Source organism: Enterococcus sulfureus ATCC 49903 (genome assembly GCF_000407605.1).
GTDB lineage: Bacteria > Bacillota > Bacilli > Lactobacillales > Enterococcaceae > Enterococcus_G > Enterococcus_G sulfureus.
Map to the genome: position 1 here is coordinate 512526 of NZ_ASWO01000001.1, position 23966 is coordinate 536491.

Below are 23966 nucleotides of genomic sequence, written 5' to 3' on the forward strand. Positions count from 1 at the left end.
ATTATTGACTGATCTCACCTGTCATAAATTTCGCTAGTGGTTCAGCTAACTCATCTGAGATATCTGAAATCTCTAGCGTTTTCGCTTGATCAAGGATATCGTTTGCCATTTGTTTGCCTTTGACTGGGTCATCCCAATTTTTATCTTGAAAATGAGTCGGTATCGGGTAATCCATAACGGTTCCATCTTCATTATTATGATACGTTACCATTCCTCCAGCTAAGGGAGAAGCTGTAATCACGGTCACAGGTTTATTGATCATGACACCTGTACTCCAGATTTGTAAAGAAGGTGCACTATATACATCTAATGCTACGAGTGCTTGCATCGCGCTATTGATCTGTTGTGCAGTGGTTAAATTATAATGCTTGATCCATACTTTTGCAGCAAGTAGTTTACTATTTTCAATCGGTTGACTTAGCTTTGCGACTGTCATTTCACTAGTTGTTGTTTGCTCCGATACCACCGGTGTGCGTGCAATTTGAACAAATCCAGCTTGTAATTCTTTATTTTTTGTTTTGGTAAAATGCAACCGATTATCCGGCATCGCTTGGTTTTGCTCCGTGATCAATACTACAGGTTCCTTTGTTTGAGTAAAGGCAAATAAATACAAATGCCCCCCGATAGTTCCCCCATCTACATCACAATAAACGGCTACAACATTATAATCTGCTTCGCCCAATCCATTTGTCGACCACGCAATCGTCGCCGTAACTTCATCGACGGCCATCGTATATTGACCAAAATCAGCGGGAAAATGCAATCCAGCATAATTTGAACTATGTGCTTCATCATAAGAGGTATACTGTTGATTCATACTTTCCCCCCACGTCTGCATGAAAGCCGCTAATTCTTGTTTTTTTTGTGCGTCCCATAGAAGTGATACTGCTTGAGTTGTTTGCGTTGTTGTTTGCGTTGACATCGAACTTGTGGTTTCTTGTGGTTTAGAAGAAGTTGTACTCATTTGTGTTTGACTTGTTGTCGTTGATTTTGTTGTCGTTGTTTGCGCACAAGCACTTAACGCAACACAAAAAATTGCTAATGTAATCCAATGAAATGTTTTCACCTGTTTCGCTCCTTTATTCACCTTTACTTTTAGTATACGTGATTTTTAGAAGAACAGGAAAAAGAAAATAAAAAAAACAATCGTCTTTTTAACTAGACGATTGTTTTTTTTATTTAATCAATTGATTGATAATCCGCATTCAATCCTTTTTGAACACCTGGACGTTCATTAATGCGCTGTGCCCATTCTAAAACATGAGTATACTCCTCCATATTTAAGAACTCATAAGACCCAGCATATAATTTATCTAATGCTAAGCGACCATACCATGACCAAATCGCAATATCCGCAATGGTATACTCATCACCTGCGATATACGAACGTTTAGCCAAAGTTTGATCCAATAGATCTAGTTGACGTTTTGTTTCCATTGTAAAACGATCGATCGCATATTCGATTTTTTCTGGTGCATAGTTGAAGAAATGACCAAAACCGCCGCCAACATAAGGACCTGAACCAATTTGCCAAAATAGCCAGTTCATCACTTCTGTACGCTTATGGATTTCTTTAGGTAAAAAGTGTCCAAATTTCTCAGCTAAATAAACTAAAATCGAACCGGATTCAAATAAATCTACACGTGGCGTTACACTTTGATCAAACATCGCTGGGATTTTTGAATTTGGATTGATCGCTACAAAATCAGAACCAAATTGATCTCCTTCTCCAATATTGATCAAGTACAAATCATACTCTGCTTCTGTTACACCGGCTTCTTTTAACTCTTCAAACATGATTGTGGCTTTGATTCCATTTGGTGTGCCTAGTGAATACAATTGAAAAGGCGCTTTACCAATTGGTAATGTTTTCTCAAAACGGCTTCCAGCAGTGGGACGATTGCCGGTTTTATTTTCGTTTTCATCTTCCCATTTCCACACTTTAGGTACTTGATATTCTGACATGGTATCACTCCTTGATTATAGTAAATCTATCATACTATGGAAGTTTGAATTTTAAAAAAGATAGGTATTCTCAACAGGCAGATAAATTTTTTTGATTGCTTAACTAAGCTATCTTTTCTGACCAAATTTTTGCAATAATACTAGCTACAACTACCATTACGAATCCATACAATGGTGTATAGCTCAACGATTGAGTAGCCACGACCTGACCACCAATAGTAGAGCCTAAAAAGATTCCAACATTAAAGGCTGAAATATTTAGCGCGGATGCCATCGCTGTTGCCTGAGGAACTTCCCGTTCTGCGATAATGACGGCATAGAGCTGTAAACCTGGTACACTCATAAACATGAACAGTCCCATTAATAATACAGCTCCTAAACCAAGCATGCGATTGTTAATGAAGAGAAACAACAACAATAATGAAATGGATAACCCAATAAAGGCATAAAAGATAAATCGTAGCGGTTGTTGATTGGCCCATTTGCCTCCCAATGTGTTCCCTAGCGCAACAAATAATCCATAGATGACCAAAATGATAACACTAGCTTGAGAAGAATAACCAAAATAAGATTCTAAAATAGGAGTAATGAACGTATACACGGTAAACGTTCCACCATAACCTATTGCAGTCAACAGCAAAATCAGTAACATCTGTTTATTTTTTAATACAGCTAGGCTATCTGCTAAAGATATCGCTTGGCTTTTAGTTAAAGTACTTGGTACTAATAAAAAATTCGCAAGCCAACCAATAATCCCAATCCCAGCTATAAATAAAAATGACCACCGCCAATTGATTGCTTGCCCAATAAATGTTCCTAAAGGTACACCGGTTACCGTAGCAACTGTGAGTCCTGTAAACATGATCGAGATCGCGCTAGCACGTTTATCCGGCATTACAACTTCTGCTGCAATCACAGAAGCAACTGACATAAACACGCCGTGCGCAAATGAAGCAATGATTCTTCCTACAAGCAATAGACTAAAAATCGGTGCGAAAGCGGCAATTAAATTCCCTAAAATAAAAACTGTCATAACGAGTAATAAGATTTGTTTTTTGGCTAATCTTGAGGTCAATGCCGTTAGAATCGGTGCACCAATCGTGACACCTAGTGCATAAATCGATACAGTTAATCCTGCCTGATTTAATGAGACACCAAAATCTTCTTTAATCAACGGCAGTAATCCGACACTGATGAATTCAGTCGATCCGATTCCAAACGCGCTAATAGCTAAAGCAAATAAAGTTAAAGCGGCATGATTTGTTTTGGTTTGTTCCATATCGTTCTCCTTTTACTTGAAATCAAAGTGATCAGGATCAGGCCCAATCCGAATGTTCTCATTCAATTTTGTAATTAGCTCCATATCTTTGGGTGTAATGTCAAATTCTAGTGCAACATTTTCTTCCATTCGCTCTACTTTGTTAGATTTGACTACAAGTAAGTGGTCTTGTTGCAAATGCCATTTTAAAATGATTTGTGCAGGTGATTTTTTATAATCTCGAGCTAGCTTACTTATTAACTCTTGTTGTAAAAGTTCACCTTGCATAAGTGGTGACCATGCTTGAACGACGATATCATGTTGCATACAAAAAGTGACTAGTTCTGTTTGATTTAATTTTGGATGCAACTCGATTTGATTGATGACTGGTTTCACAGCAGCCTGTGCTAAAAGTAATTCTAGATGGTGACGATTGAAATTACTGACACCGATCGCTTTTACTTTTCCTGCTTTATATAAACTTTCGAGCGCTCGCCATGCAGGCATAAAATCTTGTCTTCCTGGCCAGTGCAGCAAATATAGATCGAGATAGTCCAAACCAAGATCCGTTAAAGTCTTTTCAAAAGCTGCAATCGTTTCTTGATATCCTAAATGATTATTCCAAACTTTCGATGTGATAAATAACTCTTCACGTGAGATCGATAATTGTGAACAAGCATCTTTGACCCCTTGACCTACACCTAATTCATTACCATAGATTTGTGCCGTATCAATGACACGATATCCCGATTTGATACCATTAAATACGATATTTGCTGTATCTTCGTTAGCTATTTTAAAAACACCTAGTCCCAAACTAGCGATTTTACTCCCATTTGATAATACAATTTGTTTTTCCAATAATTCGTTCACTTTGTATCCCCCTTTAGATTATGTTAGAATTCTAGCAAATTGTGCCAAAATAAAAAGTACGCACTTTTTTGTGACATAGTATGGTTTTGGTAACAATTGTGTCTAATAAGCATTTGGGAAGGAAATAAAATGAAAAAAAATTATCATATCGGAGTCGAAGTAACCATGGATATCATTGGGGGTAAATGGAAACCGATTATTTTATGTAATTTACGTGATCAAACATTACGAACTGGTGAGTTGCAACGTAAAATACCGGCTATCAGTCGTAAAATGTTGACGCAACAATTACGAGAATTAGAAGAAGCGAATATTATTATTCGTAAAGTCTATAATCAAGTCCCACCTAAAGTCGAATATTCACTTAGCGAATACGGTAAAACTTTAAATACAATCTTAGATCATCTTTGTACGTGGGGAGAAGCACATGCACAAACCGTTGATAATATCGAGTTCTATGAAAAAATTGAAGCCTAAAAAAGAGTCATCTCAAAATGGAGATGACTCTTTTTTTACGCTAATTCAATAGCGAATGCTTCATATGGATGTAATTCAATCGTCCCTTCAAATTCAGTACGAGAATAATTGGCAATAATCGCTTCACCAATTGTTTTTGGCATCTCAATTGACTGGATGTCTTCAGAAATATTTCCTACAACAAGCCAACGTTTGCCTTCGTAACTTCTAATATAGGCAAATACTTCATCGACTGTTTCTACAAGGTCGAATTCTCCCCAAGCTACGAGAGGCTCGGTTTGACGAAGTTGGATCAAGTGTTGATACGTATAAAAAATAGAATGTTGATCCGCTAAAGCCGCTTTTACATTGATCGTATGATAATTTGGATTGACATGTAACCAAGGTGTGCCGGTAGTGAATCCGGCATGTTCCGTATCGTCCCATTGCATAGGGGTACGTGCATTGTCGCGACCTTTTGTATTGATCGATAGCAACACTTCTTCTTTAGTATACCCTTTAGCAATACGTTCATGATACAAATTAATGGTTTCGATATCATTGGCTTCTGAAATATCTGTAATTGGATAATTGGTCATTCCAATTTCTTCACCTTGATAAATATAAGGGGTTCCCTTCATCAAATGCAGCAAGATCGCAAATAATTTCCCACTTTCAACGCGATACTCTTGGTCATTTCCCCAACGCGAGATAATTCGTGGTAAATCATGATTATTCCAAAATAAACTATTCCATCCTTGATCGCCTAGGGATGTCTGCCATTTCGTAAACACCGCTTTCAACGCTTTGATTTCTAATGGACGTAGATCCCATTTTTCTTTTCCTTCTTGTTGATCTAGCCCAATATGTTCAAATTGAAAGACCATCGACAATTCATGACGCTTCGGATCTGAATAAAGTTTTGCGATTTCAGGAGTCGCTCCCCATGTCTCGCCTACTGTCATCACATCATATTGTGCTTGTCCGAATGTCGCCTGATTCATTTCTTGTAAATACTCGTGTAATTTAGGTCCGTTTCCAGTGATGCCTTGATCTGGTTGTTTACTAATCAAGTCAATCACATCCATTCGAAAACCACCGATTCCTTTATCTAGCCAAAAATTCATCATTTCATAAATTTTATGACGCAATTCAGGATTTTCCCAGTTTAGATCCGGTTGTTTTTTACTAAATAGATGCAAATAATATTGACCACTTACTTCATCAAATTCCCAAGCACTGCCACCAAAAGCGGCACCTAAATCATTTGGTGCTTTGCCATCGACTGGATCGCGCCAAACATAATAGTCACGATATGGATTTTCTTTTCCTTTTTTTGCTTCAATAAACCAAGCATGTTCATCAGAAGAATGATTGACAACTAGATCCATGACGATTTTGATATTGCGTTGATTGGCTTGTACTAACAGTTCATCCATGTCTTCCATCGTTCCAAATTCTTCCATGATCGCTTCGTAGTCGCTAATGTCATAGCCGTTATCATCATTTGGTGATTGATATACGGGACTTAACCAGATTGCACCGATCCCTAACGTTTGCAAGTAATCTAACCGCTCGATGATTCCGCGAAGATCGCCAATTCCATCGCCGTTACTATCTTGAAAACTTCGAGGATAGATTTGATAAACTGTTGTCGTTTGCCACCATTTTGTTTGTTCCATTTTTACACACTCCTGCTATTTTTTATTTTACTGCTCCATCGGTTACACCGGCTATAATCCATTTTTGGAAAAAGATATAAATCAAAAGTACAGGTAAAATAACCATTAAATACGATGCAAATGCCATGTTGTATTGAGTCGAAAATTGTCCTTGGAAAATATATTGCGATAATTGTAGTGTTTGTTGATTTGGGTTACTTAAAAAAATCAATGGCATTAAGAAATCATTCCAAGTCCACATAAAGCTTAAAATCGCTACTGTTGCATGAATCGGTTTGAGCATGGGGAAGATCACGTAGTAAAAGATTTGCCAAGGTGTCGCTCCGTCGATTGCTGCGGCTTCATCTAATGCTTCCGGAATCTTCTTAATAAACCCTGTATATAAGAACGTATTCATCGGTAATCCAAAAATAATATACAAGAAGGTTAAACCAAAGATATTATCCATATTAAAAATTGAAGCCTGTTTTACTAATGGTAACATCAAAACATTAAAAGGGATAAACATTGCACTGATAAAATAATAATAGAGTAAGTTAAAGAGTTTTGACTTAGAGCGATTACGCGTGATTGCATACGCTGCTAAACTATTGGTAAAAATCGTGAATACTAAGTTTATTGCTGTGATAAATAAAGTATTGCCAAATTTACGTGGATAATCCGTCAATGTCCAAGCTTGACTAAAATTTTCCCAATGAAAAGTCGATGGCCATTTTAAAATATTATCCATTTGAGAAGGATCTTTTACAGCAATCATCAACGTCATATACAATGGACCAAAAATTGTAAATATCGCCAAAGCCATCAAAAGGATCGTTAAGGGCCAGTTGACCCCCCCATCATGTTTGCGTAAAAATTTTTTACTTGAATTCATCGCATATTCGCCTCTCTTTTCTCAAGGATACGTAACTGAATGATTGAAATCGTTACGACGACTAAAAACAAGACTACAGAGTTTGCAGATTGGTAGGCAAATTGACCACCAGTAAATCCTTTTTTATAAATCAATAGCGAAATCGATGTTGTAGATACTCCTGGTCCACCACCAGTCATGGCAACGATTTGGTCGAAGGCCATTAAAAATCCTTTGGCAGATAATACCATATTGATGGTAAAAAAAGGGGCTAATAACGGAAACGTCACTTTTCTAAAAAGCGTAAATCCACTTGCTCCATCGATATCTGCGGCTTCATAAATATCTTGATCAATCGTTTGTAGTCCAGATAAATAAATCAATGTAGTAAAAGCTAATGATTGCCATACTGTAACGACTACAATTCCGATCCAAGCATGTTCTGTTCCTAATATATTCACACTTAAAGATTCGATTCCTGCTGCAATCCCAAAACCTGGGAGAAGTTGTGCAAAAATAAAATTAAAAATAAATCCTACAATCAATGTCCCCAACATATAAGGAAGAAAATAGACGGCTTTCAAAAACTTTTGAAATTTGATTTTAGCATTCAAACCTAAAGCAATCGCTAGTCCAATAATGTTAACTAACACAGTTGAAACAATTGCAAATTTAAAGGTGAATAAGTAACTTTGCGCGATATCGGGATCTTTAAACATATGCAAATAATTGCGAATCCCAACAAAGTCCCACTCGCCATATCCACGCCAATTTGTAAAGCTATAAAAGATACCTTGTAAAAAAGGTATCGTATGAAATAAGAAGAATACAGCAACTAATGGAAGTGTCATCCAATAAAAAGCTTTATGAATTTTCATATTTTTCATGTCTTTTTCCCCTTTTATTTAATATTAGCTACATCATAAGTATCATCCATTTTATTTAAAATACGGTCAGTATTCGCTTTTAGATCTTTAGGATTGTTAGTTTGATCTAATGCAAATTCAGATAGCATAGATGCAAGATCGTATCCATTTGGCAATAAATGATCAATAAAATCAGTTACCTTTCCATCTTCAATATATGGACTGATCCCACTTAAAGAAGATTCTGTTTGTGATACTCCCTTGATTGCTGAAAAAGCAAATTGATCATCACAATAACGAGCAAGTTGTTGTTTTTCTAAAAGAAATTGAATAAATTCTTTTGCTTCTTTTTGATTTTTAGTCCCTTTTCCAATCATAAACATAACATCAACTCCACTTGTGACTACGTTTTTTGATGCTTCATTGCTAGCTGGAAGTGGAAAAATATTTACGTTTAACTCCGGATTTGCTTTCACGACTTCTGGAATCGCCCATGTTCCATTGATCAACATAGCAGATTCTCCTTTAGCAAATGCTTGAGTACCATCTGCATAGCTTGTTCCCATTGCATCTTTTTGAGTATACGTCATTGCTTCAGCCATTTTTTCTAATACTGTCGGCCATTCATTTTGAAATTTTGTTTTATTTTCTTTGCGATCACGCATCATTTCATCTGGGGATAACGTACCTGCGATTGGATTGAATAAAGCTTGTAACGTCCAAGCATCTTTAAAGGTCCCCTCGATTGGCGTAATATTATTTTCTTTGAAAATTTGACATACTTGAATAAATTCGTCCCAAGTTTGAGGGATTTCAAGATTGTAACGCTTGAATAATTCTTCGTTATAAATGACACCAGATGCATTCGCTACGTAAGGAACACCATAAAGTTTTGTGCGATCTTGTTGTAGATCCTGAGTCATTTTTTTATACGCTGGGAGAATGTCTTGCACAAAGGATTCATCGGATAGATCTTCTAACATCCCTACATTGGCAAGTTCGGTATATGTCACATCTCCGCCATATGCGATAATCGTTGGAATATCATCTTTAACTAAACGTGTCCGTAAAACCGTTCCCGCATCGGCAGGTGTACTCAAGACGATTTTGATATCTGGATGACTGGCTTCATATTCATCAACAAATTGCTTTAAAATAACTTGATTTTCTGATTTACTACTGAAAAATTCTACCTGCTTTTTCCCTTGATCTGCAGCAGAACCACAACTAGATAAAAAAATGGTAGCGATTACACTAAAAGCCAAAAAAATAATTTTTTTATTCATCCTTGATCCCTCTCCCAGGTGTTACGTCACACCTAACCTTATTTTTAAAAGGTGTCACGTGACACCTTATGGAAAAAGTATAGCATCTGACAAATAATTGGTCAAGATGCTTTTTAGTTCTTTTCAATTCGACAAACCGACTCTCTCACAACAAGTTTAACAGGAATGCTCACTGACTTTAATTCTGTAGTATTTTTTTTGATAGCTTGGATCAATAATTCTATAGCCGCGAGCGCTTTTTTTGTCACATCTTGTTGGATCACAGTTAATCGTGGGGTAGCATATTGTGACAATAGCGTCCCATCAAAACTGACAATGGATAGATCCTTAGGCAAACGAAGTCCATGTTGATAAAAATGTGAGATCGCTTGAACGGCTAATAAATCAGATGAGAAAAAAAGTGCAGTATAGTTCAGCAACATTTGCTCAACAAATTGTTCTAAATAGTTATGGTATGGTCCTCGTAATGCAGGCACACATAAAATATCTGCTTTGAGTTGATGTTCTTTAAATACATCTTGAAATCCTTTTCCACGAACTTGATCTAATCCTTCAATCCCCTTAGCTACTTCTCCTTGCGCCACAAATGCGACTTTTTCATGTCCCATTTCTACTAGATATTCGCCAGCTAAACGACCTCCAATATAGTCTTCAATTCCTACATTCATTTGAGCAAGTGGTGTATATTCCGTATACATATCTAGAAAAACGATTGGTACTTGAATTTTTTCACGCCATTTCTTCACTTCTGAACTATGTGAACCAGATAAAATCAAACCTTCTAAATTCCACATTTCCACTAAACGTAGTCCTTCTTCAATCGTAGAAATTCGTCGAAACATCATAAAATATCCTGCTTCTCCGATACTTTGCTCGACTGCTTGTAAAAATTCGCCTTGATAAGGATTATCATAAATATGATCCGAAACAGCGGTAGAGTCTTGGATGATCACACCAATAATTTTCGATCCATGTTTTGCTAATAATCGACCACCCATATGTGCAGTGTAGTTGGTTTCTGCTAGTGCTTGCTTCACCTTTTTTTGGGTTTCTTCAGACACTTTACTCGTTCGTCCATGGATTACGTTTGCTACTGTAGTCGGACTGACACCAGTCATTTGCGCAATATCTTTAATCGTCGCCATCTCTTCACTTCCTTTAAGTACAATTTACTTTAGTGTAACAGGAATTTTTAAAATTGACTATTTTATATCTAGTGATTGTAAAAAAACTACACAAAACAGAAAAACTAATTTCTGTTTTGTGTAGTCCTATATGTTTATTGCTTTTGAAATCGGAACTTACTCCAAGGATAGATATACTCTAATAAAAAGCGTTCTTCTTTAAGAATCGTGCCGATTTTATTTTTACGTGAATCTTCATGTGCCACTAATACCACTTGTAATTCGTTTTTATATTTTCCAAACGTATCGTTTCCTAATACGATATCTCCCACTTGAAAGACATGACTTTCTGTATTGAGTGGGTTGGCTTCTTCTTGATACTTTACGCGCACTTGTGTTGAACGAATAACATCTTCTGTGATATCCCCTCTACGATAATGCTGTTCAGCTAAAATCTTTTGTTCTAGATCGGTTTGGGTTGTAGTTGGCTCGTAACCAAATTCAATTTGTGTGCGATTGACTTTTGACATCGCCAGTAATTCTTCATCGCTTGCGTATCCATTTCCAATAATCACAACATCGATTAATTCAGTCGCAAAGAGATGTTTAACTTGTGTGGTCAATGGCAAATGACGATGCATTTCAAGTGTTGGCAAACCATCATTGATATCCCAAGGTCCTTGATCTTTTGACGCGCATGTGACGAATGCGGCTGTTTTTAATCCATATTTTTTAAAACGCTCACTACATGATTTAAAAAATTCATAAGGTAATCCTGTACGTTCTTGTGGATAAAAATTATGACAGCCATATAGTGCAGACGTATTCGCTTGATAACTTAAGATATTATCTAAATATGCAATATCATGACTCATATTTAATTCAATGATCAATCCTTGCTCATTATAGGTCATCATCGATTCTTTAAATCCGTCAAACCCCACATCCAAACGAATTCCATGCGCACCTAGTTCGGCAAAAAAGGACAGATCATCATAGGAAATCTCTAAGTCTGTAAAAATCGAAGGCGCGACATCTAACATCACTTCAAAGCCTAGCTTACGACTAAAATAAATTAAAGATTGAAATTTTTCTTTCGTTTTTTCTTTTGTATCTGTGATTTCTAACATGCTGATAAATAAGCGTGTAAATCCAAGATCAGCGGCTTTTTTTAAATACTCTTGATCGGTTTTTAGTTCACTGCGATCAGGATAAATTGAAATTCCAATTTCTCGTTTCATATACTCTCCTTTTTCGATCCAATATTAGGCATGTAATTCTTGTTCTTCTAATTGTGCGGCTTTATTTGCGGTAATGATAAATGGAATCCAAATCACTAATGCGACAACGATATTCACAATGGATAAAATAATCGAACGCCAGTCTCCTGCGGTAGCTAAAAATCCACTTAAGATCGGTGGCATCACCCATGGTACCGTCACGACTACAGGATCTACTAAGCCAACCATTGTGGAAACGTAGGCAATCGTTGCTGTACATAAAGGAGCGAGCACAAAAGGAATCATATAGATTGGATTCAACACGACTGGTAAGCCAAACATGATTGGCTCATTGATGTTGAACAATCCAGGTGCTAAACCAAGTTTTGCTACAGTTCGTTGATCTGCACGTTTTGAAAACCATAGCAATCCAATGATCAACGCCAGTGTCACACCAGCACCTCCAGGCCAAACAAATACATCAAAGGAAGCTGCAGACCATTTATAGGGAATGGCTTCTCCATTTTGAAAGGCATTCGTATTTGCGACCATTGCTGTTCCATATAAAGATTGTAAAACCGCTCCCATAATATTCGTACCGTGTAAACCAAATACCCATAAAATATGCACAAGTAACGTCACAATAATGACAGAAAGGTAGCCCTGAGATAAATTGATCAGTGGAGCTTGAATGGCACTAGCAATAAAATCAATCATACTTTGAGCTGTTACTTTTTCAAATACATAATAAATAAGTCCAGATGCATATAAGGCGATCGTTCCAGGAATGATTCCAGCAAAAGCTTTCGAAACCGCTGGAGGAACAGATTCAGGTAATTTGATAATAATATTTTTCTTCAATAAATAGACATAGATCAATACCGAAATAAAACTAAAAATCATTGCAGCAAACAAACCTGTCCCACCAAAATATTGACCAAATGAAAAATAACCCCAACCACTTGTACCGATCGTCGATACCCCATCTGCTGTAGTTACAGTTCCGCCAGCTTCTTGGATCATCGTTGCAGCCTCAGATGACAGTACTCCTTTTAAAACAGTGGATATCGCAGCCGTCTGTGGAATCCCCATAACAAAAGCGGATAAGGAAACAAACATTCCGCCAATTGGATTGACATCGTATGCTTTTGCCAATTGATATCCTAAAGAAGCTGAAAATACCAATGCCATAATCGCGAGTGACCCCGTCCAAATCAGTCCATTGATGGCAATAACAGGCTCAAAAAAATGAGTGATCGCATTTCCTTCTCCTAAATATTGATTCGGAAAATCACGCATGAAGGCATTTAATAATACCGCGATCGCTCCAGCCATGGTGATCGGCATCATCGTGATAAATGCATCCCGAATGGCAAGTAGATGTTTCTCGTTCCCAACTTTCATAGCAATCGGTAAAATGTATTTTTCAATCCCTTTTGAGAGCTTTTTCATATTTATCCTCCTACTTCATCGTGCTTATTTTTATTACAAATAAATTGTGCTAGCAAAATCAATTTGATTTGTATCTTTATCTTACGTTTGAAAGATACCGTTTTCAATAACAGTTGTATCGAACAAGACTAGCACAGATTGAAAACTATGCTATAGTAAAGAGACCAAGTATGGAGGAGAAATAGATGGAAAAATATTTAGTGATTAGTCATGATATTGCTAAAAAAATACGTGATGAGCAGTATGCAGTAGGCACAAAATTACCTTCGATCAATGAATTGGCACAACAATATGCTTGTAGTCGCGGGACTGTAATTCGAGCGTATCGACAGTTACTCGAACAAAACCTAGTTCATGTCCGTCATAAAAGTGGATACTATTCCTCTTACTCACCAACTATCGAAGAAAAAGCTACAGGATATCATTTGGAATCTGGAAATCCAACAGTGGGTAGTTTCCATCTTCCATTTGCTAAACAAAGTTTGGCTCTGGCTTTGGATCATTATCAATTAGAATCACTGGATGTTGGGGCGAATGGTGTGTCTTCTGTGATTGCAGCCTTGACGACTTCTTTAGAAGATGTTGCCGTCTATACTGAGGCAGATCACGTTTTTTTAACTATGGGAATCCAGCAAACAGTTCACGCTTTATGTAAGATGACGTTTCCAAGTGGTCATCATGCGATTTTAATCGAAGAGCCCACGTATCGATTTGTGATCGAGGCCTTACAAGCACAACCTGATCTAACCATCTACACCATCAAACGCGATGAGAACGGAATCGATTTAACTGAGTTAGAACGGCTATTTAAAGAGAAATCCATCAAGTTTTTCTATCTTGTTCCACGAAATCATAACCCATTAGGTACAACGTTATCGTTGAAGCAACGTAAAAAAATTGTTGCACTTGCTCAAAAATATCAGGTCTATCTAGCGGAAGATGATTACTTTTTAGATGCTTACAAAACTGCCAATTATACGCCACTTTATTATCTAGCTGCTGGTAAAAATTGTATTTATTTAGGTTCGTTTACTAAAATCTTGCCTTATCTTCGTATTGGATTTACCATTTTGCCACCTGAATTGCAAGCTTACTATATGGATACAGTCAATGAGATCATGCATTTGCATTACTACACGCCCCCACTGATCTCACAATCGATGCTTGGCGTATTGATCTACAATCAATTTTTAGATAAAAGCAAGCAAATGATCGATCAAGATTTGAAGAAAAAACTAAAAAAAATCAAATCGCTTACAAAAAAGTGGGATCCAAATATAGCTTTTTACACAGGATACGAAGGCTATTATGCTACGATTCGCATTCATCCTTTAATTCCTGTCACAACGATTATCAAAGCATTGGCTTATAAACAAATCTATGTCGTCAGTAATCAGTGTAACTTTTTTGATTCGACTCATTTCGATAACTCGATTCGAGTATCCTTAGCCAAAATTTCTGTTTCCGATATCGAGATCGTCTATCCTGAGTTATATGCAACTATTGCCTCTTTTGCTAAATAACCAATCATTTTTATGCGTTGCTTTATTTTTTAGCAAAATCGACAGATCGATTGAGCGTTTTCTCTCCCTATTCTGTGTATACTAGACAAAAAAGGAGTGTATATCATGCGATTTATTTATTTTTCTTCACTATTATTGGTTATTAGTTTTGTGTTAGCCGGTTGTACAACAAAATCAAAATTAACGGAAGAAACAGCTTTGACGACTTCCGTTAGTTCTTCCTCATCCTCTATTGAAACAACGGCTACCACATATAACTCGACATCTGCAGCTGAAATCATTCACTTTCCTTCCCAAAGCTTAATTGATGCCGTCAATACTAAAAATTTAGCCAGAGTACAGCAAATTTTAAAAGATAAAACCTATGATCTCAACGAAACGAATAACGAGCAAAATACTCCGTTGCACTTGGCTGTTCAACAAAATGAAGTCGAGATCGCCAAGCTTTTAATTGAAGCAGGTGCAAATGTTAATTTACAAAATCAAATCCAGGATTCTCCATTTTTATATGCCGGAGCTGAAGGAAGAACAGAAATTTTAGACTATATGCTCCAACATAGCCAAATAGATTTCACTGTTGTCAATCGTTTTGGAGGCAATGCATTGATTCCTGCAGCTGAAAAAGGACATCTTGAAAATGTACGCTTGTTATTAGAAGATGGACGTTCCGATATTGATTTTCAAAATAATTTTGGATATACCGCTCTAATTGAAGTCGCTGCTTTACGTGAAAATACCGAATTGTACCATACGATTGCACAAACACTGATCGATGCTGGTGCAACTACCGAAATTCGAGATCATTCCAATAGACGTGCAATCGACTATGCTCAAACAAAACAAGATACCGTCTTATATAATCTTTTGAATAAGTAGTTTTACACTTATGAGCTTTTCGCTTTCTTTTTGTAAGTATTATGCTATACTCACACTACTATAGCTATTCATTTTAATGAAAAGAGGAACTCTTATGAAGTATTTAGTTACAAGTGCTACTGGCGATTTAGCCTTTCAAAGTGTACAATTTTTAGTCGATTTAGTTGGAAAAGAACAAGTTGTTGCCACTGCACGTTCTTTAGAGAAAGCTCAACCTTTACGCGATTTAGGAGTAGACGTGCGTCAAGCAGATTATTTAGATAAAGAGTCATTGATCCAAGCCTTTACTGGAATCGATCGTGTGTTATTCGTTTCTTCAGGTGATCTTGAGACTCGTGAACAACAGCATCGTAACGTAATCGAAGCATTACAAACAGCTGGAGTTTCTTTTGTGGCCTACACGAGTGCACCAAATGCACAAGATTCAACGGCTTTAGTTGCTCCTGATCATAAAGTAACGGAAAATCTAATCAAAGAATCCGGTTTAGAATATGCTTTCTTACGTAACAACTGGTATTTAGAAAATGAAGGAGCGTTACTGGAAGCAATCGCAGCGAAACGTCCCTTTACATATTCTGCTGGAGAAGGTAAAACCGCTTGGGCAAAAAAACAAGATTATGCTGAAGCTGCAGCGCGCATCCTAGCCAATGTGGCACCTCAAAAAACCATTTATGAATTAGGTGGAACACCTCTAACCTATCCAGAATTAGCTGCTCTATTACAACACGATCAAACAGAAAAAATCGAATTGATTGCGACAACTGATGAAGAATATGCAAGCCAATTAACTGAAATCGGATTACCAAAAGACGCAATCGGCTTTATTATTGGAATCCAAAAAGATATCCGTGAAGGTCAGCTAGATGTGGATAGCCAAGATCTACCAAACGTTTTAGGGCATCCGTTAACACCTTTCAATTAACACAACACGACTCAGTGATGAGTCGTGTTTTTTTGTAAAGTTTCGCAGTATACCGCAATGCCTTAAGATAAGAAACGAACAGAATTGACAGTTTATACACATCTTCAAATCTGTCTATTTTCTTTAAGCTATGACTTGTGATAATTCATACGAAGTTCTACAATGACGTTGTAAATCTAACAGAAAGAAGATGGAATGTATGAAAAACACTGCACTTAAATTAGGAATCGGTGTTGGGCTTCTCGCAACTGGTCTCATCATTTTAGGAAAGAAAACAGGATTTTTCGAAAATGATGATGCACTCTATGAAGAATACGATACCAGTATGGAACGTTAAAGCGAAAGGAGCAAAAAAATCATGCGTAAAAATAAAGCAATTATGATCGGTGCCGGAATCGCGAATATGGCTGCGGCAGTTTATTTAATACAAGAAGGAAAATGGCATGGGTCACAAATCACGTTCTACTCTTTAGACGACCACGGCTCAAATGATGGTGCACCAACAGATACAGTAACAGATGAATATTGGAATAAAGAACATCCAATGGAAAATACGAAAGGTTATATCGCGCGTGGCGGTCGTATGCTAAATTACCGTACGTATGTCGATTTAATGGATCTATTAAGTCGCATTCCTTCTGCAACTGAACCTGGTATGACTGCAGAAGAAGACACACGTGACTTTGATGAAAAACATCGGACATATGATAAAGCGCGTTTACTAGAAGGCGGCAAAGGAATTATTGATGGCGGGAAACTTGGTCTAAATAATGAAGACCGTAAATTGCTCACAAAATTGATCATGATGCCAGATTCTGAAGAAGAAAAACTAGACAATGTGACGATTATCGACTATTTTAAAACATCGCCTCATTTCTTTGAAACAAATTTTTGGTTCATGTGGGAAACGACCTTTGCTTTTCGGACACGTAGTTCTGCTCAAGAATTACGTCGCTACATGCATCAAATGATCTACGAATTCACACAAATTGAACATTTAGTCGGCGTCAATCGAACACGTTACAATCAATTTGAAAGTATTATGTTGCCTTTGATCAACTATTTAAAAGCGCAAGGTTGCGAAATCGTACTAGATCGTTTAGTAACTGATTTTGATTTTAAAGAAACTACGATGCAAGATGAAATCACGGTAACCGGAATCCATATGACTGATACCGATACAAACGAAGAATTGTATATACCTGTTGATCAAGATACTGCGGTCCTCTTTACCAATGGTTCGATTACGGATTCGGCTACATTAGGTGATTATCATACTCCAGCCGCTGAAAATATGGATTATGGTGCAGCTTCGACCTTATGGAAAAATATCAGTGAAAAATTCTATAATCTGGGAAATCCTGATAAATTCTTTGCTGATCGTGATGCTAGTGAATGGGTAAGTTTTACACTAACTTCTAAAAATCACATCTTGCTAAATGAGATCGTACGCATTACTACGCAAACACCAGGAAATGCCTTGAATTCATTTATTTCGACTACACCGATCACACCTCTTGGTCAAAAAGATGTGAACATGTCGATCGTAGTCCATCATCAACCGCACTTTACAACACAAAAACCAAATGAAACGGTCATTTGGGGCTACTTCTTATATCCAAGACGTCGTGGCGAATTTGTGGACAAAGAGTATATCAAAATGACAGGTAAAGAAATGACACAAGAATTACTGGGTCAATTATCTAAAGTCGATCCTGGTCCAATCAATATCATGGAAAAAGAGGCCGAAATCTTAGACAGCATCGTAAACTGTATTCCAGTCTACATGCCATACGCTTCTGCTTTATTTAATAATCGTGCGAAAATCGACCGACCAAAAGTCATTCCAGAACATTCCACTAATTTAGCGTTCACTGGTGAATTTGTGGAACAACCGTATCAAATGATCTTTACTGAACAAAGCGCCGTCCGCTCAGGTGAAATCGCAGCGTTCCACTTTGCTGGTGTACCGATGTCTAAACTTGTAAAAACCCCTCGATATGACAAAGATATCCCTACTCTAATGCGTGCTGCGAAAAAAATGTTTGACTAACCAAAAAATCCCCTCGAATTTCGAGGGGATTTTTTTAATTGCGTAATTCACTCACCATGCCGCTAATAAATACATGGTGTGTATTTGGCATATCTAAGCGTTTATAACTTGCACCTAACGCTTCGACTTGTTCTTTGCACTCGATATCATTATCGTATAGTGTTTCTAGGTTATCGGCTACAAAACCAAATGGCATATAAATGATCTCTTCATATCCTTCGACCGTGATCAAGTGTTCTGTCACGTCTTCAACATTAGGACCGATCCATTTATCTGCTGTACGTCCTACACTTTGCCAGGCATTGTCAAAATCGACTTGACCCTTCACATGAGAGACGATCGCTTTTGCTGCACCTTTGATTTCATCCACATACGGATCTCCGTTTGCTAACAAGCGTTCAGGTAGACTATGTGCAGTAAATAAGAATTTTTGTTTTTTTGTCGGATCTAAAGTCGCTTCGATTTGGCTTGCCCAAAATTCTAAAAAGCCCTCTTCTTGCCAAAAATGATCATGTTTGACATACGTAATATCTGAAAATGACGCCAATTGATCCGTCACTCGTTCATGATATTGTTGGATAAATGTTGAATTATGTGGTGCTAATACCATACCATGAATCGTTTTAAATCCTTTTTTCACGATCTCTTCTAATACTTCTTCAATAAAAGGATGAATATGACGTAGTCCGTTGAAGACTTCATATTGGATGTCGCTATTTTGATTCATCGCAACTTCAATCGCCTCACGCTGAGCCTCTGTTACAGCAGCTAATGGAGACACACCACCGATTTCCTCATAACGTCCTACTAATTCATCATATAGTTCTTTTGAAGGTTCATGACCATGGCGAATATGGGTGTAATAATCCCAAATCTCATCTAAATTATTTGGTGTTCCATAACTCATTAATAAAATCGCTTGTTTTTCCATGGTTATCTCTCCTTTTTGCTTAACACTACGACACTCAGTACCGTACAGACAATCAAGACAAGTAACATTGGTTTTAATCCAATCGAATGTGTCATTACGGCAAATAAGCTAATGACTGTTGTTCCGACAACCATTCCCATTTTTTTAGAAATCGAAAGTAAACTCAATGAAACATTGCGATCACTAGGTGACGCTTCAACGACCATCACTTGTAACGGTACTGTCATCACCATTCCGATCGATAGTCCAAATAAAAATAAAGAAGCTAAAAATAAACCAAATGAAGATAAAGTTAAAAACATTAAAACCAAACTGATAGAAATCAATGCCATTCCACCACGAGTCGCACGCATCGCCCCACGTTTTTCTGTCCACATCCCAGCAACTTTCGCACCAATCAATGTGCCAATCGCCATCAATGTCATAAATGATCCTGCTTTACGACCATCGACTTGATAAGAAAATTCAATAAATGAAGGCAAGAACGCAAACAATGACATCACAAATCCTGTGACTAAACCACTGATGAGTCCGGTACGATAAAGCGGTTGTTGCCATAAACGTTTTGAAAACAATACGGTTTGATTTTGCGCTTCACGTTTTGCTTCAATTTTCATAAACCAAAATAATGCAAGTGCAATGATCACTACAAATACTCCGATTTCGATCGTATTTCCAGTACGCACACCGCGACTAAGTAGTAAGTTAAAGGCGACTAAACCAATCACAAAAATCGTATTTCCTTTGATATCAAAAGATTCTACTGTTGTTTTTTCGTCTTTTGGCATCAAGAAAAAGCCTAATAAAAACATTACTGCGATCAAAGCAGCTAAAATAAAGTAAATCGCACGCCAGTCGTGAGTTTTGACTAAACTAATCACACTGATGATCGGTGCGACAATCGTAGACAATGCCACTAAAGCTCCGACACTACCGACTTTATTGCCGACTTTTTGTGCTTGTGTTGCAAATACTAATGAAACCACTAGTGTTAATAACGAACTACTTCCAAAGGCTTGTAATAAACGACCGACCATTAGCATCATAAAAGATTGGCTCAATGCGATGCCGATTACACCGATAAAATATAGTCCTAATTCAATTAAAAAGACTGCTCGATATCCAATGCGATCGATCAAACTCCCCATGACCGGTGTCGCAAGTAATAATCCAATCGTGTAAATCGCAATGATCCAGCCTCTTTGTTGTGGTATTAATGCCAAGTCACGTGTCATTGAAGATAAATTTGTACTAATAATTCCTGAATCGAGTTGCGTAATAAATAAACTGATTAATAATAACCAACGGAAACTTCGCGCTGATTTTGACATTGATAATTCCAAAATTGCTCCCCCTAAATGTTACTTCCCTTGAAAATAGCTAGTTAAACGTACTCGATCATTTAATGACGTCCCGACGATAAAGTACGGAAAGTCAGAATACACACTACTTGCCTCAGAAAAACGCATCTCGTAAATAATTTTTTTAAATTCTAATGGATCATTTGCAAACAGTGTCACGCCCCACTCGTGATCATCAAATCCAATCGATCCTGTGATAAACTGTTTTATTTTTCCAGCATACTTGCGACCAATCATCCCATGTTCTTTCATCAATTCTTGACGCTTCTCATAAGATAACGTGTACCAATTGATTTCACCCGAACGAACTTTATTCATTGGATAAAAGCAAATATACTCATCTTTAGGCAATTCTGGATATAGATGTTGATTCGTCCGTTTCATCGCAGCTTGTGTTTTTGGCATCCCGCTATACGTCCCAAGCTCGATTACCGAAACATAGCTATGAACAGGTGTAAGATACGTAAAAATCTCTAACTGTCTGAAGCGATTTTCTTCTTCGTTTAGCTGATTTAATTCTGGTCGTAAAATGAAAAAACTAAAATCTCCTTTGTGACCTGTGACATTCCACAAGTAATGGCTGCCTTCTTTGGCTGTTTCGACTTGTTCCCATTTTTCGATCAAATCAAACAGTTCAGCTAATGCTCGTTGTTTTTTTTCGTCGTCAACAGTGGACCACGCATGCCAATCCATATTGTAAAGCATATGTAAGGCATACCATCCATCTAGTGTTTCTACACTTTGTGCAATCATTTTTTTCACCTCTGTTATTCAAAATATGGTTTTGATCGCCAACTACGTGAAATCACTCACCAGTAACCCATCCTACTCCTAGTACTTGTAAAAAAAAACATTAATTATAGAATAAATCTTTTTCTTAAGAAATTCTTAATAAAAAATGTAGTTTTTCACAAACTTTGCCCCAAATTCTCAATTAGATGATTACTTTTTAGACTTTTACTCTTTATTTTTTAGTTAAAGCGCACATTTACTACTAAATCGCTTACGTCAAATACAAACTAGTTCCTTTTAAAAAAACTGATATGATGACATTTCGTCACTTTTATAGCTAACAACCGCTGGATCTATTCTCATGTTAAAAAAAATATGCATTGATTATATCAAGCGCAATCTACTATTTATTCAACTAAAAAAGTTTGTGAATTTTAATTTTTGCATTCGCTTTTTTTACATTAAATCCTCCAAAAATACTTGATTTCTATTTGTTTATCGACTTTTTTTTCAAACTAAAAAAAACAACAGCTTGTGCATTATTGACACGAGCTGTTGTTTATGTCTGTTATTTTTAGATTGTTTCTAAAGCTAATTTCTCAATAATTTCCACTTGGTCTGGATAGAGTCTCAATAGTTCACGTTTTTCGAATAATTTAAAGTCATCAAATGTAAATCCTGGAGAAACCATACAACTTACTAAGGCATATCCTTCTTCTACCGTAGATCCGAAAACCGAACCTTTTGGTACAGTGTAACTCAACCGTTCTTCATTTTTTATATCCAAACCGATTTTAGTCTTACGATATTCTCCTTCATAAAGCTCGTGTACCGTCAATGCTGAACCATAATGAAAATACCACACTTCGTCCGCTGTTAATTGATGAAAGTGTGAAGGACTTTCTTTAGTCAACAAAAAATAAATATTTGTATATAGCGGACGATTCTGATCTGTTAACCATTCTGAAGCTGCCGGCAGTTCCTTATAGAATCCACCTTCAGGATGTGGAACCAATCCCAATTCTTTGATCCAGTATTCTTTTTGATGCATATTTTTTCCCCTCCTGATTTAACAATTAATCAAAGAGCTATTCTTTGATTTTAAACGTTCGTGGTGCGATAAAATATATGATAACTAAACCGACCAAGACATAGGTGATACTAATAAAAGAAATTGTAATGACGTAAAAAAAACTCGAGAACTTAAGTTGTGTATTCATATAAGAAAAGAAATAAAAAAGCCATGTTACGACCCGATATGTCGGACTTTGAACCGTCATATCAGCTGTAAAAGGTTGTAATAGATAATAAATAAATAGCTCGTGAAAAGAAAATAACAGTCCTAACGCACTTAATAATAATAGTAACACTCCAAAAAATGACCAACTTAAATAAAAATTATTAAGAACTTGAAATAGAACAAATAATAAGAAAATCCCACTGATAATGACGCTATTGTATTTTATGATTTGTCGAAATCGATAGTTAAATCCTTCTAAGATCGTATGACTCTCACGATAAAAAGGATAGTACAACATTGAAGCATCACAATTTACAAATACCATTTGAACAATCTGTTTACCAAAAGATAAACCATACATCACAAAAAATAAGATTGGGAGCAGACGAAACATATCGTTTTCACTTAAATAATGCTGAATGTTAGCTATACGTAAACCAACTAAAATAATAGCTATAATCGAAAAAGCAGCAATGAGATAACGAATTTTCTTACGAAAAACATGCTGATAGCGACTAAATAATAATGCATTCAGATAATAAGTTCCAGTTAATTTTTCAACATGTTGATCATGATTGACTTGCAATTGTTTTTGCATCTTCAAACCTTTACTAATGTATTCATTATTTTTTAGTTTAGCATCAGCTAGGCCGTCATAAAATACGACAGATTGCGCAATCACTTTTTGAATAAATAAAGATTGCTTAGGGTAATACCAAGCACGATAAAAACCCATACTAGCCATTATTAACCAAACTAGTAAAAACCAACTACTAGTAAAGAAGTCTGTCAGCCGCCAAATTTGATCATATTTATAGATTGCACTGAGTAGCACCAAAAATAACACCGTTACACCTAAGCCGATAAAGCGCCTAATCACTATACCCTCATAATGCATATATAAACTACGACAAAAAACAAATAAAACGAGTTGACAAGCTAAATAAGAAAACAAAATAAAAAAGATAATCGTACTCTTCTGTAAAATCAAACCGCACAGTAATGCAGCTCCAATATAATAAATCGTATGCTTAAATATTTTTACAAATTCTTGACCTAAAATAAAATGATTGCGTGACAAAGCGAATTCTGTGTAAAAATCCATTGCTTTTTTAGAAATCGTCACTGAAAAATGAGTAAAGAAACCTCCAAAAATTACTAGTACTAAAAGCCAAAGAAAAATCCCTTTCTGAATCGTTATTTGATCGATTCTAGAAAACATCGTAGCAAAATTTTCCCCTTCAAAAAATGTTTGTAAAACCAACTGAAATAAAACAGCTAATCCCATAATTA

The 23966-nt window shown here is 36.6% G+C and carries 22 protein-coding genes; 6 read left to right on the top strand and 16 right to left on the bottom strand.

The genetic code is table 11. The features are described from left to right. Position 1 precedes the first annotated feature (1 nt). From I573_RS02355 to I573_RS02370, 4 genes are all read right to left on the bottom strand, one after another. Positions 2-1066 (bottom strand): DUF4767 domain-containing protein, encoded by a 1065-nt coding sequence (locus I573_RS02355; RefSeq protein WP_016184971.1) that lies wholly within the window; start codon positions 1064-1066, stop codon positions 2-4. Positions 1067-1179: 113 nt separating this feature from the next. Beyond that, positions 1180-1965, bottom strand: coding sequence for a glutathione-dependent disulfide-bond oxidoreductase (yghU, locus tag I573_RS02360; RefSeq protein WP_016184972.1), 786 nt, complete (start codon positions 1963-1965; stop codon positions 1180-1182). Positions 1966-2068: 103 nt separating this feature from the next. Next, positions 2069-3244 (bottom strand): MFS transporter, encoded by a 1176-nt coding sequence (locus I573_RS02365; protein ID WP_016184973.1) that lies wholly within the window; start codon positions 3242-3244, stop codon positions 2069-2071. A 12-nt stretch (positions 3245-3256) separates the two neighbouring features. After that, positions 3257-4096: an aldo/keto reductase gene (locus I573_RS02370; protein ID WP_016184974.1), complete on the bottom strand. Its 840-nt coding sequence runs from the start codon at positions 4094-4096 to the stop codon at positions 3257-3259. 129 nt (positions 4097-4225) lie between these two features. Here I573_RS02370 and I573_RS02375 point away from each other — a divergent pair, with 129 nt between their 5' ends. Next, the gene (locus I573_RS02375; protein ID WP_016184975.1) at positions 4226-4573 is read left to right on the top strand and encodes a winged helix-turn-helix transcriptional regulator; all 348 of its coding nucleotides are present in this window, start codon (positions 4226-4228) and stop codon (positions 4571-4573) included. A gap of 35 nt (positions 4574-4608) precedes the next feature. Here I573_RS02375 and I573_RS02380 read toward each other — a convergent pair whose 3' ends face one another. From I573_RS02380 to I573_RS02410, 7 genes are all read right to left on the bottom strand, one after another. Beyond that, entirely contained in the window at positions 4609-6234 is a 1626-nt protein-coding gene (locus tag I573_RS02380) for a glycoside hydrolase family 13 protein (protein WP_016184976.1), read from the bottom strand. A gap of 22 nt (positions 6235-6256) precedes the next feature. Next, positions 6257-7108 (bottom strand): carbohydrate ABC transporter permease, encoded by an 852-nt coding sequence (locus I573_RS02385; RefSeq protein WP_016184977.1) that lies wholly within the window; start codon positions 7106-7108, stop codon positions 6257-6259. Further along, positions 7105-7974 carry a carbohydrate ABC transporter permease gene (locus tag I573_RS02390; protein WP_016184978.1) on the bottom strand — a complete coding sequence of 290 codons (870 nt, stop codon included), beginning with the start codon at positions 7972-7974 and terminating at the stop codon, positions 7105-7107. Before I573_RS02390 ends, I573_RS02385 begins: the two co-directional genes overlap by 4 nt. A 14-nt stretch (positions 7975-7988) precedes the next feature. Beyond that, positions 7989-9239, bottom strand: a complete 1251-nt coding sequence (locus I573_RS02395) for an ABC transporter substrate-binding protein (protein WP_016184979.1) — start codon at positions 9237-9239, stop codon at positions 7989-7991. Between the two features lie 113 nt (positions 9240-9352). After that, on the bottom strand, positions 9353-10384 hold the full coding sequence (locus I573_RS02400) for a LacI family DNA-binding transcriptional regulator (RefSeq protein WP_016184980.1): 1032 nt from the start codon (positions 10382-10384) through the stop codon (positions 9353-9355). Positions 10385-10518: 134 nt separating this feature from the next. Further along, the gene (locus I573_RS02405) at positions 10519-11604 is read right to left on the bottom strand and encodes a DUF871 domain-containing protein (protein ID WP_016184981.1); all 1086 of its coding nucleotides are present in this window, start codon (positions 11602-11604) and stop codon (positions 10519-10521) included. 24 nt (positions 11605-11628) lie between these two features. Then, positions 11629-13035, bottom strand: coding sequence for a PTS sugar transporter subunit IIC (locus I573_RS02410; protein ID WP_016184982.1), 1407 nt, complete (start codon positions 13033-13035; stop codon positions 11629-11631). A gap of 185 nt (positions 13036-13220) precedes the next feature. On the opposite strand from I573_RS02410, the gene I573_RS02415 reads away from it, so the two are divergent. The 5 genes from I573_RS02415 (at position 13221) to I573_RS02435 (ending at position 18409) form a co-directional block, all read left to right on the top strand. Next, the gene (locus tag I573_RS02415) at positions 13221-14558 is read left to right on the top strand and encodes an aminotransferase-like domain-containing protein (protein ID WP_016184983.1); all 1338 of its coding nucleotides are present in this window, start codon (positions 13221-13223) and stop codon (positions 14556-14558) included. A gap of 105 nt (positions 14559-14663) precedes the next feature. Next, complete coding sequence (locus I573_RS02420; protein ID WP_016184984.1) at positions 14664-15434, top strand: ankyrin repeat domain-containing protein; 771 nt, start codon at positions 14664-14666, stop codon at positions 15432-15434. A 94-nt stretch (positions 15435-15528) separates the two neighbouring features. Continuing rightward, complete coding sequence (locus I573_RS02425; protein WP_016184985.1) at positions 15529-16356, top strand: SDR family oxidoreductase; 828 nt, start codon at positions 15529-15531, stop codon at positions 16354-16356. A 199-nt stretch (positions 16357-16555) separates the two neighbouring features. Further along, the gene (locus I573_RS02430; RefSeq protein WP_016184986.1) at positions 16556-16693 is read left to right on the top strand and encodes a hypothetical protein; all 138 of its coding nucleotides are present in this window, start codon (positions 16556-16558) and stop codon (positions 16691-16693) included. Positions 16694-16714: 21 nt separating this feature from the next. Beyond that, positions 16715-18409, top strand: coding sequence for an oleate hydratase (locus tag I573_RS02435; protein ID WP_016184987.1), 1695 nt, complete (start codon positions 16715-16717; stop codon positions 18407-18409). Between the two features lie 34 nt (positions 18410-18443). On the opposite strand, the gene hemH is transcribed toward I573_RS02435, so the two are convergent. The 5 genes from hemH to I573_RS02460 form a co-directional block, all read right to left on the bottom strand. After that, positions 18444-19340: a ferrochelatase gene (hemH, locus tag I573_RS02440; RefSeq protein ID WP_016184988.1), complete on the bottom strand. Its 897-nt coding sequence runs from the start codon at positions 19338-19340 to the stop codon at positions 18444-18446. 2 nt (positions 19341-19342) lie between these two features. After that, entirely contained in the window at positions 19343-20683 is a 1341-nt protein-coding gene (locus I573_RS02445; RefSeq protein ID WP_245555056.1) for an MFS transporter, read from the bottom strand. Between the two features lie 18 nt (positions 20684-20701). After that, positions 20702-21454, bottom strand: coding sequence for a hydrogen peroxide-dependent heme synthase (gene hemQ, locus I573_RS02450; RefSeq protein WP_016184990.1), 753 nt, complete (start codon positions 21452-21454; stop codon positions 20702-20704). A 553-nt stretch (positions 21455-22007) separates the two neighbouring features. Then, positions 22008-22484 (bottom strand): cupin domain-containing protein, encoded by a 477-nt coding sequence (locus tag I573_RS02455; RefSeq protein WP_016184991.1) that lies wholly within the window; start codon positions 22482-22484, stop codon positions 22008-22010. Between the two features lie 37 nt (positions 22485-22521). Continuing rightward, complete coding sequence (locus I573_RS02460) at positions 22522-23961, bottom strand: hypothetical protein (RefSeq protein WP_245555057.1); 1440 nt, start codon at positions 23959-23961, stop codon at positions 22522-22524. Positions 23962-23966: the final 5 nt, after the last annotated feature.

Excerpts from the sequence above, each read along its gene's own strand:
- I573_RS02425 (WP_016184985.1), top strand. The coding sequence starts at position 15,529 with ATGAAGTATTTAGTTACAAGTGCTACTGGCGATTTAGCCTTTCAAAGT.
- yghU (WP_016184972.1), bottom strand. The coding sequence starts at position 1,965 with ATGTCAGAATATCAAGTACCTAAAGTGTGGAAATGGGAAGATGAAAAC.
- I573_RS02410 (WP_016184982.1), bottom strand. The coding sequence starts at position 13,035 with ATGAAAAAGCTCTCAAAAGGGATTGAAAAATACATTTTACCGATTGCT.
- I573_RS02390 (WP_016184978.1), bottom strand. The coding sequence starts at position 7,974 with ATGAAAAATATGAAAATTCATAAAGCTTTTTATTGGATGACACTTCCA.
- hemQ (WP_016184990.1), bottom strand. The coding sequence starts at position 21,454 with ATGATTGCACAAAGTGTAGAAACACTAGATGGATGGTATGCCTTACAT.
- I573_RS02420 (WP_016184984.1), top strand. The coding sequence starts at position 14,664 with ATGCGATTTATTTATTTTTCTTCACTATTATTGGTTATTAGTTTTGTG.
- I573_RS02405 (WP_016184981.1), bottom strand. The coding sequence starts at position 11,604 with ATGAAACGAGAAATTGGAATTTCAATTTATCCTGATCGCAGTGAACTA.
- I573_RS02400 (WP_016184980.1), bottom strand. The coding sequence starts at position 10,384 with ATGGCGACGATTAAAGATATTGCGCAAATGACTGGTGTCAGTCCGACT.
- hemH (WP_016184988.1), bottom strand. The coding sequence starts at position 19,340 with ATGGAAAAACAAGCGATTTTATTAATGAGTTATGGAACACCAAATAAT.
- I573_RS02460 (WP_245555057.1), bottom strand. The coding sequence starts at position 23,961 with ATGGGATTAGCTGTTTTATTTCAGTTGGTTTTACAAACATTTTTTGAA.
- I573_RS02415 (WP_016184983.1), top strand. The coding sequence starts at position 13,221 with ATGGAAAAATATTTAGTGATTAGTCATGATATTGCTAAAAAAATACGT.
- I573_RS02375 (WP_016184975.1), top strand. The coding sequence starts at position 4,226 with ATGAAAAAAAATTATCATATCGGAGTCGAAGTAACCATGGATATCATT.
- I573_RS02395 (WP_016184979.1), bottom strand. The coding sequence starts at position 9,239 with ATGAATAAAAAAATTATTTTTTTGGCTTTTAGTGTAATCGCTACCATT.
- I573_RS02365 (WP_016184973.1), bottom strand. The coding sequence starts at position 3,244 with ATGGAACAAACCAAAACAAATCATGCCGCTTTAACTTTATTTGCTTTA.
- I573_RS02455 (WP_016184991.1), bottom strand. The coding sequence starts at position 22,484 with ATGCATCAAAAAGAATACTGGATCAAAGAATTGGGATTGGTTCCACAT.
- I573_RS02435 (WP_016184987.1), top strand. The coding sequence starts at position 16,715 with ATGCGTAAAAATAAAGCAATTATGATCGGTGCCGGAATCGCGAATATG.
- I573_RS02380 (WP_016184976.1), bottom strand. The coding sequence starts at position 6,234 with ATGGAACAAACAAAATGGTGGCAAACGACAACAGTTTATCAAATCTAT.
- I573_RS02385 (WP_016184977.1), bottom strand. The coding sequence starts at position 7,108 with ATGAATTCAAGTAAAAAATTTTTACGCAAACATGATGGGGGGGTCAAC.
- I573_RS02430 (WP_016184986.1), top strand. The coding sequence starts at position 16,556 with ATGAAAAACACTGCACTTAAATTAGGAATCGGTGTTGGGCTTCTCGCA.